The 11,468-nt window shown below is 71.4% G+C and carries 10 protein-coding genes; 6 read left to right on the top strand and 4 right to left on the bottom strand.

The features are described from left to right. From AB0M52_RS22310 to AB0M52_RS22295, 4 genes are all read left to right on the top strand, one after another. A partial coding sequence (locus AB0M52_RS22310) for a radical SAM protein (RefSeq protein WP_363956786.1) occupies positions 1–930 on the top strand: 930 nt, incomplete at its 5' end. Further along, positions 927–2,243: an HEXXH motif domain-containing protein gene (locus AB0M52_RS22305; protein ID WP_363956783.1), complete on the top strand. Its 1,317-nt coding sequence runs from the start codon at positions 927–929 to the stop codon at positions 2,241–2,243. The genes AB0M52_RS22310 and AB0M52_RS22305, both read left to right, overlap by 4 nt. A 35-nt stretch (positions 2,244–2,278) precedes the next feature. Continuing rightward, entirely contained in the window at positions 2,279–3,067 is a 789-nt protein-coding gene (locus AB0M52_RS22300) for a hypothetical protein (RefSeq protein WP_363956781.1), read from the top strand. Positions 3,068–3,242: 175 nt separating this feature from the next. Then, on the top strand, positions 3,243–4,502 hold the full coding sequence (locus AB0M52_RS22295; protein WP_363956778.1) for a hypothetical protein: 1,260 nt from the start codon (positions 3,243–3,245) through the stop codon (positions 4,500–4,502). Between the two features lie 42 nt (positions 4,503–4,544). Here AB0M52_RS22295 and AB0M52_RS22290 read toward each other — a convergent pair whose 3' ends face one another. The 4 genes from AB0M52_RS22290 to AB0M52_RS22275 form a co-directional block, all read right to left on the bottom strand. Continuing rightward, a complete protein-coding gene (locus tag AB0M52_RS22290; protein WP_363956775.1) occupies positions 4,545–5,216 on the bottom strand; it encodes a hypothetical protein in 672 nt (223 codons plus the stop codon). A 117-nt stretch (positions 5,217–5,333) separates the two neighbouring features. Next, entirely contained in the window at positions 5,334–5,582 is a 249-nt protein-coding gene (locus AB0M52_RS22285) for a YbdD/YjiX family protein (RefSeq protein ID WP_363956772.1), read from the bottom strand. Beyond that, positions 5,579–7,810 (bottom strand): carbon starvation CstA family protein, encoded by a 2,232-nt coding sequence (locus AB0M52_RS22280; RefSeq protein WP_363956769.1) that lies wholly within the window; start codon positions 7,808–7,810, stop codon positions 5,579–5,581. Before AB0M52_RS22280 ends, AB0M52_RS22285 begins: the two co-directional genes overlap by 4 nt. Before the next feature lie 494 nt (positions 7,811–8,304). Beyond that, positions 8,305–8,652 (bottom strand): DUF1330 domain-containing protein, encoded by a 348-nt coding sequence (locus AB0M52_RS22275; RefSeq protein WP_363956766.1) that lies wholly within the window; start codon positions 8,650–8,652, stop codon positions 8,305–8,307. A gap of 108 nt (positions 8,653–8,760) precedes the next feature. Here AB0M52_RS22275 and AB0M52_RS22270 point away from each other — a divergent pair, with 108 nt between their 5' ends. Together AB0M52_RS22270 and AB0M52_RS22265 are read left to right on the top strand one after the other, a co-directional pair. Continuing rightward, complete coding sequence (locus AB0M52_RS22270) at positions 8,761–10,419, top strand: circularly permuted type 2 ATP-grasp protein (protein ID WP_363956763.1); 1,659 nt, start codon at positions 8,761–8,763, stop codon at positions 10,417–10,419. Then, complete coding sequence (locus AB0M52_RS22265; RefSeq protein WP_363956760.1) at positions 10,413–11,369, top strand: alpha-E domain-containing protein; 957 nt, start codon at positions 10,413–10,415, stop codon at positions 11,367–11,369. The genes AB0M52_RS22270 and AB0M52_RS22265 overlap by 7 nt, the downstream gene beginning before the upstream one ends. Positions 11,370–11,468 lie beyond the last annotated feature (99 nt).

The raw sequence follows: 11,468 nt of genomic DNA, 5'->3' as shown, positions 1-11,468 counted from the left end.
GAACCCTTGCTGGCCGGGCCCGCCCGGGTCGAGTCCGCAGTGTCGGCGATCCGACATGGCGCAGCGCCGGTGCCGGCCCGGGTGACGGTGCAGACCAACGGCGTCCGGCTGGACGAGGCGTACCTGCGGCTCTTCGATCGCCTCGACGTACGGGTGAGCATCAGCCTCGACGGTGATCGCACCGCGCACGACCGGCACCGGCGCCGGCCCGACGGGCAGGGCAGTCACGAACGCGTCGAGGCCGCCCTGCGCCGGCTGACCGCGGACCACCCCCACCTGTTCAACGGTCTGCTGTGCACTGTCGACCTACGCAACGACCCGATCGTCACGTACCGCAGCCTGCTGGCGCACCGGCCGCCGACGGTCGACTTCCTGCTGCCGCACGGCACCTGGAGCACTCCCCCGCCCGGCCGCGCGCCGCAGCTTCGGCAGACCCCGTACGCACAGTGGCTGATCACGGTCTTCGACCAGTGGTACCACGCGCCCGGGCCGCCCGTGCGGATCCGCCTCTTCGACGAGATCATCCAGGTGCTGCTCGGTGGCGCCTCGCGGATGGCCGGGGTCGGCACCAGTCCGGTGGCGGTGGCGGTGGTGCAGACCGACGGGGCGATCGAGATGGACGACACGCTCGCCGCCGCCTACGCCGGCGCGGCCCGCACCGGGCTGCACGTGCTGCGGGATTCGTTCGACGACGCCCTCGACCTGCCGGCGGTGCGGTCGCAGCAGGCCGGGCTGGACGCCCTGTGCGCGACCTGCCGTACCTGTGACCTGCGCCGGGTGTGCGGCGGCGGGCTGCGCACCCACCGTTACCGCGCCGGCAACGGCTTCGACAACCCGTCGGTCTACTGCCCCGACCTGTACGCCCTCATCGACCACATCGGGCGCGCGGTGCGCCGGGACCTCGCGGTGCTGCCCAGGGCGGCGCGGTGATTGTCAGCACGCACCGGATACCGAGGTCGGTCCTCGACGAGCTCGCCGCCGGGCGCGGCGGTGCCGACGCCGTGGCCCGGTTGCGGGCCGCGCAACACAGCAAATCCGTGTTGCTGGTACGCGCGATCATCCTGCTGCTACAGGAGACGGGGCATCCCGACCGGGCGGCGGTCGAGGCGGCGTACAAGATGCTGGCCGAGTTTCAACTCCAGCAGCGCGCCACGGCGTTCGGGCATCCGCCGGTCGCCGCATGGGCGTTCGGCACCGCGTCACTGCTGAGCGAGGGACGGTCGGCGGAGGCGTACCCCGGGCTGCTGGCCGCGGTGGCGGCGACCGCCGCGGTCCGCGCCGGCGCGGACGCCGATCTCGACGTCCCGCTCGCCCCCGGCGCGACCGGCCGGTTGGACCTGCCCGGCCTCGGCACCGCGACCCTCCCGGCCGCCGCCACCCGCGCCCGGGTCCGGGTCGTCGGCGGACGCGCGCGGGCGTACGGCGCGGGCGAGCGGATCGACATCGGCGACGGCCGGTCGACCGACCCGCGTTGGCATCCGGTGCCCCGGCTGGACCTCACACACGGCGGACTGCCATTGTCCCTGGTAGTGGACACCCGTACCTGGCGGTACGTGCCGGGGCTCGGCACCGGCCACCGGATCGGCGGTGAGTTCACCGGCCCGTGGCGGTCCCGCCTCGACGGGGCGTGGCGGATCCTGGTCGACCACCACCGACCGGTAGCCGAGGAGATCTCCGGCGCGTTGAGCGCGCTGGTGCCGATACCCGCGCCCCGGCGCGGCAGCCGCAGCGGCACGTTCCACCACGCCTTCGGATCGGTGGCCATGTCACTGCCGCCAGACGCCCGCGCGGCGGCCGTCGTGCTGGCCCACGAGATCCAGCACGCCAAACTGGCCGCGTTGACCGACATGTTCGCCCTGCTAGGGCCGGGGCCGCCGGAGCTGTTCTACGCACCGTGGCGGACCGACCCACGGCCGCTGGACGGGCTGCTGCACGGGGCGTACGCCCATCTTGGGGTGGCGGGTTTCTGGCGCCGGCAGGCGCGGGTGTCCGGTGCCGGCGCGGCGCAGCACCGCGCGGAGGTGGAGTTCGCCCGGTGGACCAGGGCGGCTGCCGAAACCGTGCGGGTGCTGACCATGCAGCGGCGGCTGACCCCGGTGGGCCGGCACCTGGTGGACGGCATGGCCGGCGTGCTCGCTCATTGGGCCACGGAGCCGGTCACCCCGCGGGCGGCGGCCGCGGCCTGGCGGCTGCTGGACGCGCACCGGGACCGGTGGGACCGGAATCGGGCCCCGACCGGTTGACAACGCGTTTCGCCGGCCTCCATTACGCTGTGTCCATGGGGGAGGAACACGAGCAGTCGACACGTCGTGCGTGTTTCGTGATCGCGCCGATCGGCCCCGAGGGATCGGACATCCGCAAACGCAGCGACCAGATCCTGAACCACGTCATCCGCCCGGTGGTGGAGGAGCGGGGCTTCGTAGCCGTGCGTGGCGACGAGATCGAGCGCGCGGGAATGATCACCTCTCAGGTGCTGGACCACATCATCCAGAACGAGCTGGTCATCGCCGACCTGACCGACCAGAATCCCAACGTCTTCTACGAACTGGCGGTCCGGCACGCGCTGCGCAAGCCGTTCGTGCAACTGCTGGCGAAGAACCAGCAGCTGCCCTTCGACGTGCAGGGGATGCGGGTGATCCTCATCGACCACACCGATCTGGACAGTGTGGACCTCGCCAAGAAGCAGCTCGGTCGGGCCATCGACGCCTTCGGCGAGGGTGCCGACGTGGTCACCCCGATGTCGGTCGCGCTCACCCTGCAAGAGCTACGCGGCTCGTCCAGCCCGCGCGAGGCCGGTCTGTCGCAGGTCATCGAGACGCTGCCGCAGATGATGGACATCCTGCAGGACCTGCAACGCCACCTCGGCACCGGCGGTTCCGGCGCCGGGTCGACCGAGGAGGGCGACCACCGGCGGCTACGCACACTGGTGGAGTCGCTGGCCGCGCGGGGCGCGGTCACCGAGGACGAGCTGTCCGGCCTGCTCGGTGGGGGCAGCAGCAAGTTCGAACGGTGGGTGGAGCACATCATCCAACGGGCCGGGCGCGGCAACAACCACCGGCCCGACTGAGCGGAAGCGGACCGCCCCGTCGACCACCCGTACGTACCGGTCGGGATAGTTGACCGACGCCGAGGCGAACGCCTCCGAACCGGCGGAAGGAGGACAATTCCGGGGCTCTCGGGAACAAAGGGAAGGTGAGGTCACCACGCGTGTCCTGGTCGTCGCGCGGACGGTTGTGCAGGACATGACGGCGAAACGATCCGCCAGAAGCGTGATCCCGGCGCCGACCCCGCTGCGGTGGCGACTCGCCTGGGCAGCGCGGGAGAACCGTCGCAGGCGGCGCGCGTACGACATGGACGTAATGGCCTGGCATCGCCGCGACGACGAGCTGGTTCGCCTGCGGGTCGAGGCGACCGGCTTCCTCGGGTGCCTCCAGCCGCGCACCGGTCTACCGGTGGACCTTGACGACGACGAGGTCGTCTACCGGGTGCTGCCCGCCGCCGAGCTGGTCGAGGCCAAGGCGCGACACATCCTCGGACTACCCGCACCCGGGCTGAGCATCGGCCCGGCCGGCAGCGACATACTCGGCCCCGCGCTGCCCGGGGGTCTGCGCGTCGTCGACTCCGGCATGGCGGTCGTGACCAACCACCGGGTGGCCTTCGCCGGGCAGCACCGCCGGCGGCAATGGCGCTTTCCGGACGTAGTGGGACCGGCGCACCATCCCACCGTTCCCCTCACCCTGTTGCACACCACCGACGGAGGCCAACTCGCCGGCCTGCTGGTACCCGCCGCCGCGACGGTGAACTTCCGCTTCTACCTCACCCTCGCCCTGGCCACCGCCATCGGGGAACGCACCACGATCGTCGCGCAGGTCGACGCCCTGCTGCACGCCCACCGGGAGGCTCGGCCGGCGCCACTGGCACCGGCCGAGCCGGATCACGCCCCGCTGCCCGCGCTGCCGTCCGGTCGCCTGGTGACCGCTGCCGTCGTCGTCGCGTTCGCCTGCGCGACGCTGACCGCGGGCACCTCGGAACCGGAACCGGACGGCCCACCACACCGGGCGCAGCCCAGCCCGGCCGGCATCCGGGTGACCGACGCACCGGATGCGGTCGGCAGTGCCACCCTGAGCAACCACGCCACCACGAGCAGCCTCGCCACCCCGACGGCGCCGGACCGCAGGCCGGGCGCGCCGCCGACCGGCCCGGCGACAATCCAGCACACCGGCGGTACGGCGGCGGTGGGCTCACCCGTCCCGACGCCGAGACGAACGGTCACCGCCTCACCGATCGCGGCTCGGCTCCCGACCGCCCGTCCGACGCCGGTCATCAGCCCGGTTCCGACCGCCGATCCGACCCCGACCCCGAGCCCGACGCCAACCCCGACGCCAACCTCGACCACCGATCCGGCTCCGACCAGCCCGTCACCGTCGGCTGCCCCTGGCCTGGTCAGGCTCTGCCTGGACCCGCCGCGGCGAACGCTGCCCGAGCGGTTGCTGTGCCAGTGACGGGTGTCTGGCGGTGCCGGTCGATCAGGGTCGACGGTACGGTCACGCGCGACGGCTTCGCCGCACGAACTGCGTGAGCCTCAGCCTCGGTGTCGGCCACCAGAGCAGCAGCACGCCGAGGATGGCTACGGCCAGCACGCCACCGCCGATCAGCACACCGGGCGCGAAGCCCCCGCCCGACGATCCGGCACCCACGGCGATCGTCGGCGGTGGGCTGGGGGTGGCTCCGGCGGTGTTCCGGGCCGGCTTCGCGTCCGCGGCCAACGGCGGCCGGACCACACCCCAGTGGTCCTCCTCCCCCTGATTCCAGACCATCGGCGTCGGGGTGGGCCGGACGGTCAATCCACCGGGTACGACGACCTCGCCGATCTCGTAGTCGGCGAAGACGCCCTGCACGCTGGACAGACGCCAGGTGCCGGAGTGGCCGAAGACCACCGCGGCGGCATAGTGCCCGGCCTCCGGCAGTGCCTTGCCGGGGTAGCTGGCCACCTTGCCGGCGTCGTCGGTCAGCCGCAGCGCAGTGGTGCCGAGGACACCGCTGTACGGGTGGGAGCCGTGCTGCAACACCCAGTACCCCACCGTGTACGTGATGCCGGGTTCGAAGCGCGCGGGCAGCGGGTCGAGCAGCGTGGTCGCCCAGCCGCCCGCCCGGGCGGGAGACGGGATCGCCAGGCCGATCGCCGCGGCGAGCAGCAGGACGACGGCCGTTCTCATCAGTTTCATCATGGTGCACCTCCGTGTGGGAGGACACCGCACGGCGGGCAGCGGTTCCGCCCGGAGGGGTGGAAGCCACCGCCCGCCGCCGCCTGAGGCGCCGGAACCGCCGCTGGTTCAGCAACAGCGAGTGTTCGGTCCGGTCTCGAGCCGTTGGATCTTGTCGCGCTCGAACACCTTCCGGGAGACCGGTCGGGTCTGCGGATGGTGGCGGCGCAGATGGTTCACGTACCGCTCGTAGTCGTTCTCGCCGACGACCTCCCTGACGTACCAGAGGACGTGCCGGCAGCTGCGGCCCACGGCCGCCCACGCGGACCTGGCGTAGCCCCGATCTCGCAGCTCGCGGCGGTCGGGTGACCCGGTCATTCGCGGCCGGCCAGGACCGCCGGCGCTTCCGGCGACTCGGGGCGGTGCTCCGCCCACATCTGCTGGATCCGCTTCTCCTCGGCGGTGGCGAAGAGTCCGGCCGGCGCGAAGACCTTCGACGGTTCGTGCGGGTGCTCGCTGTCGCTGATCCGCCCACTGCGCAGATGGGCCACACAGACGCGGATGGCGTCGGCCAGGATCACGATGATGAGCACGGCGAAGAGGATCGAGAGCGTCCCCTGGATGAAGGTGTTGCGTACCACCGCCTCCATCTGGTCGAGGTTCGCCGCCGGACCGAGTTGGGTCTGACCCGCCGCGATCGCGTCCCGGTACTGGGTGTGCTGAGCCCAGTAGCCGATCCGCGGATCGTCGCTGAAGATCTTCTGCCAGCTCGCGGTGAGCGTGACCACCGCGTCCCACGCCAGCGGAATGCCGGGCACCCAGGCGTACCGGACGCGTCCGGTCTTGCACAGGATGGTGACGCAGACCGCCAGCGCCACCGCGGCCAGCAACTGGTTGGAGATACCGAAGAGCGGGAACAGGGTGTTGATACCGCCGAGCGGGTCGGTGACGCCCATCAGCAGGATCGATCCCCACGCCGCGACGATGATCGCGCTGGCCAGGATGGAACCGACCTTCCAGGACGTGTCCTTGAACCGCGGGATCACGTTGCCGATGGTGTCCTGGAGCATGAACCGGCCGACGCGGGTACCGGCGTCGACCGTGGTGAGGATGAACAGCGCCTCGAACATGATGGCGAAGTGGTACCAGAAGGCCTTGGCGCCCGCGCCCCCGAAGATCCCGCTGAGGATCTCGGAGATGCCGATGGCGAGGGTGGGGGCCCCGCCGGTACGCGAAACCAGCGATTCCTCCTCCACCGCAGCGGCGGCGGCGTTCAGGTCCTCGGCGGTGATCGAGACACCGGCCAGACCGAGACCGTTGACGAACTCGGCCGCCCCGGCCGCGGTGCCGCCGGTAACGCCGGCGCCCGAGTTCATCGCGAAGTACAGCCCCTGGTCGATGGTGCACGCCGCGACCAGGGCCATGATGGCGACGAACGACTCGGTCAGCATGCCGCCGTACCCGACGAGGCGGACCTGACGCTCCTTCTCGATCATCTTCGGGGTGGTGCCGGAGGCGATCAGGGCGTGGAAGCCGGAGAGCGCACCGCAGGCGATGATGATGAAGACGAACGGGAACAGCGTGCCGGAGAAGACGGGTCCGGCGCCGTTGAAGGCGAAGTCGGTGAACGCCGGCATGGTCGTGTTGGGCGCGGCGACCAGGATGCCGACGGCCAGCAGACCGATGGTGCCGACCTTCATGAAGGTGGACAGGTAGTCGCGCGGCGCCAGCAGCATCCACACCGGCAGCACGGAGGCGGCGAACCCGTAGCCGATCAGGCACCAGACCAGCGTCACCTTGTCCAGGGCGAACATCGGGGCCAGCGACGACGCGGCAACCCAACCGCCGGAGACGATGGCCAGGATGAGCAGCCCGCAGCCGAGGAGGCTCACCTCGACGATCCGGCCGGGGCGCAGGTAGCGCAGGTAGACGCCCATGAAGAACGCGATGGGGATGGTCATGGCGATGGAGAACACGCCCCACGGCGACTCGGCCAACGCGTTGACGACGACCAGCGCCAGCACCGCCAGGATCATGATCATGATTGCCAGCACGGCGATGAGTGCCGCGATCCCGCCCACCGGGCCGATGTCCTGCCGGGCCATCTGCCCCAGCGAGCGCCCGTTGCGCCGCATCGAGAAGAACAGGATCATCAGGTCCTGCACGGCGCCGGCGACGATGACACCGACGATGATCCAGATGGTCCCCGGCAGGTAGCCCATCTGCGCGGCCAGCACCGGGCCGACCAGCGGCCCCGCCCCGGCGATCGCGGCGAAGTGGTGGCCGTAGGTGACCCGACGGTCGGTGCGGTTGTAGTCGAGCCCGTTCTCCAGCCGCTCGGCCGGGGTGGCCCGGGTGTCGTCCGCCCGGAGGACGCGGGTGACGATGAACCGGGCGTAGAACCGGTATGCGATCGCGTACGAGGACAGGGCCGCGAAGACGAACCAGATCGCGTTGACCGACTCGCCACGGCCCAGCGCCAGGATCGACCAGGCAACCCCGCCGAGCAGCGCGATGCCGGCCCAGATGGCGATTCGTTGCGGCGTCCACTTCGGTGGCCGGTCGTCCGGGACGCTCACCGGAGGTTGTTGCTCCTGCACAACCATGCGCTCACTCCTGTCAATCGAGGCGGCGGTGGTCGACCACGGCGCACCGGACTGGGAAGGGCTGCGGCCGTGACCGGGGCGCCGGGCGGATCGAGCCTGGTTCGCGACGAATGGGCGGTAGAGATAATTTTCATGATCGTGGGCCAATCCGTAAACCGCTGTCAATCCCCGATACCTTAACCACCCCCAGCCGCGCCCATCCCATTACCGTGCGTGACTGCAACTCTGCGTAACGGTGGCCGGTCGTCGCCGGTCACCCCCGCACATGCTTTGCTCTGCCTCAACCCACGCAAGGGCAGCTGACCAGCGACAGCACACCGGACCATTACCAAGCGCGCTGCAACAGCGGACGCAGGCAGTGACTGTTGCGTCGGTTGAAGCAGTGCAAAGGCGGCGAGGCTAGATGCCGGTGGCAGGCTGACCAACACCATCGGTGGTCGGCAGACATCGATGCAGATGGACGGGTGCCTCGTTCGACGTGGCCGGGGTGCTGCTCAGGCGGGCGTCTCGGACACCGCCTCGATGATGCGCAGGTCGCGTACGGCCCCGTCGTCGAGGGCGCGCAGCGCGTCCTGGTAGGCGGGGCTGTGGTAGGCGGCGACGGCGGCCTCGACGCTGTCGAACTCGATCAACGTCGTCCGCTCCACGGTCCCGGACTCGAACGCCGCAGCCGGCAGCCCGCGCGCCAGGAACGTGCCGCCCGCGGCGCGCATCGCCGGCCCGGCCAGCTCGATGTACGCGGCCAGCTTCTCCTGGTCCGTGATGGAGCGGAACGTGTTGATCCAGTACGCCTTCGGCATCGTGCCCGTCTCCTGTCCCCGCTGCGGCTTACCACTGATCATGATGGCAGGAAGGCCGCCGCGGCGCTGCCGATCAACGGGCCGAGCATGACGTGATCGACATGCCGGCTGTGTTACCGCTCAGAAACGAGATCGGCGTAACGTCAGACCATGGCGGACTTGTTCGAGGACTACCGCCTCGGCCCTGGCTGGGACGAGATGTTCAGCGAGGCGGGCGTCCCCCGGGAGACGTACGAGGCGCTGCATGCCACGCTGCAGCCGCTCTCCAGCGCCGAACTCGGCGGCCGGGCCGAGGTGCTGGCCCGGGCCTTCCTCGACCAGGGGATCACCTTCGCGCTCAAGGGCGTCGAGCGCCCCTTCCCGCTCGACATCGTGCCCCGCATCATCTCCGCCGAGCAGTGGCGGGTGGTCGAGGCGGGTGTGGCGCAGCGGGTCCGCGCACTGGAGGCGTTCCTGGCCGACATCTACGGGCCGGCGCAGGTGCTCGCCGACCGGGTCGTACCCCGCCGGGTGGTGGTGACCAGCGCGCACTTCCACCGGGAGGCCGCCGGTGTCGTCCCGCCCAACGGGGTACGCGTCCACGTCGCCGGCGTCGACCTGATCCGCGACGAGGTGGGCGCCTTCCGGGTGCTGGAGGACAACGTCCGGGTGCCGTCCGGGGTCAGCTACGTCATGGAGAACCGCCGGGCCATGGCCAACGTACTGCCCGAGGTCTTCGCGGCCACCCGGATCCAGCAGGTCGACTCGTACCCCGGGCAGTTGTTGCGGGCCCTGCGCGCGGCGGCGCCGGCCGGCACCGCCGACCCGACGGTGGTGGTGCTGACCCCCGGGGTACACAACTCCGCCTACTTCGAACATGCCCTGCTGGCCCGGGAGATGGGGGTCGAGCTGGTCGAGGGGCGTGACCTGGTCTGCGTGGACAACGAGGTCGCGATGCGCACCACGGCGGGCGAGCAGCGGGTCGACGTGATCTACCGGCGGATCGACGACGAGTTCCTCGATCCGGTGCACTTCCGGGCCGACTCGGTGCTCGGCGTCGCCGGTCTGCTCAACGCCGCCCGCGCCGGGCGGGTGACCATCGCCAACGCGGTCGGCAACGGGGTCGCCGACGACAAGCTGCTCTACACGTACGTTCCCGAGCTGGTCCGGTACTACCTCGGCGAGGAGCCGATCCTGCCCAACGTGGAGACGTACCGGCTGGAGGATCCGGACGTCCTCGACCACGTCCTGGACCGGCTCGACCAGCTGGTGCTCAAGCCGGTCGACGGCTCCGGCGGCGCCGGCATCGTGATCGGGTCGCAGGCGACCGACGAGCAGCTCGCCGGGCTGCGCGAGCAGGTCCGGCACGACCCACGCGGGTGGATCGCCCAGCGGGAGGTGGCGCTGTCCATGGTGCCGACCCTGGTCGGCAACCGGCTGCGGGCCCGCCACGTCGACCTGCGGCCGTTCGCGGTCAACGACGGACAGCAGGTCCGGGTACTGCCCGGCGGCCTCACCCGGGTTGCGCTGCCGGAGGGCGCACTGGTGGTCAACTCCAGCCAGGGCGGCGGCTCGAAGGACACCTGGGTGCTGGCCCCGGCACCGCGCGGCGCCGGCGAGCCGGCCGTCGCGACGCTGATCCCGACACCACGCGACGGCGGCACCCTGGCGCTGGACGAGCCGGCCGGCGGCCGGCTGGCGCTGGACGAGCCGGCGGGCGGCGTACCCCCGACCCGCCGCCCCGACCCCGGACCGGACGCCGGCCCGGTGGCCGCCCAGCAGCAGCAACAGCAGCAGGCGGGCCGGCTCGACGGAGGTACGCCATGCTGAGCCGGATCGCCGAGTCGCTCTACTGGATCGGCCGGTACGCCGAACGCGCCGAGGACACCGCCCGGATCCTCGACGTGCACCTGCACCGCATCCTCGCCGACCCCCTGGTGGACGAGGAGGCGGCCTGCCGCTCGCTGCTCGCCGTGATGGGCGTGGCGCAGCCGGCGCAACCCGTCTCCATGGCCCGGGTGGTCGACCTGCTCGGCCTCGACAAGGGCAGCCCGAGCTCCGTGGTGGGCGCTCTGGCCGCCGCCCGGGAGAACGCCCGCGGGGCCCGGGAGACCATCTCCGCCGACATGTGGGAGTGCCTCAACGCCACCTGGCACGCGCTGCCGGCCACCCGCCGCCGGGTCGAGCAGCAGGGGATGCACGCCTTCTTCCGCTGGGTACGGGAACGCTGCTCGGTGCTGGCCGGCCTCGGCGACGCCACCATGAGCCGGGACGAGGGCTGGCACTTCCTGGTGCTCGGCCGCAGCATCGAGCGGGTCGACATGACCGCCCGTCTGCTGCTGACCCATGCCCGGGCCGGCACCGCCATCCCGTCCTGGGTAACGTTGCTGCGCTCGTGCGGCGCGTGGGAGACGTTCCTGCGTACCTATCGCGGTTCCCTCGACGACCAGCACGCCGCCGAGTTCCTCCTGCTGGACCGCCTCTTCCCCCGCTCGGTCTTCGCCGCCCTCTCCGCCGCCGAGTCCTGCCTGCACGAGCTGGAACGCTCGGGCGGGTCGGGGCCGGGCAAGGGCCGCACCGGTGTGGTCACCGACGCCCAGCGGATCATCGGCCGGGCCCGCACCAACCTGGAGTTCCGCGGCGCCGACGAGCTGATCGGCGACCTCGGCACCGTGCTGGACGGCCTCCAGCGCACCTGCTCGCAGGTCAACGACGCGGTGACGCTCCGATACTTCCGCCAGACCTCGGCGGTCAGCTGGGTGCCGGAGGCAGTGGCGTGAGGGACGAGGCGGTGGCGTGATGGTCGACAGTTGGCGGCTGCTGATCCAGCACAAGACCGGCTTCGGGTACGCGGGGAAGGTCGGTTCCTCGTACAACGA

This window comes from Micromonospora sp. NPDC051296 (genome assembly GCF_040682255.1).
GTDB lineage: Bacteria > Actinomycetota > Actinomycetes > Mycobacteriales > Micromonosporaceae > Micromonospora > Micromonospora craterilacus.
Note: the sequence above shows the minus strand (reverse complement) of the source record. Positions and strands in the feature narration are given on the sequence as shown.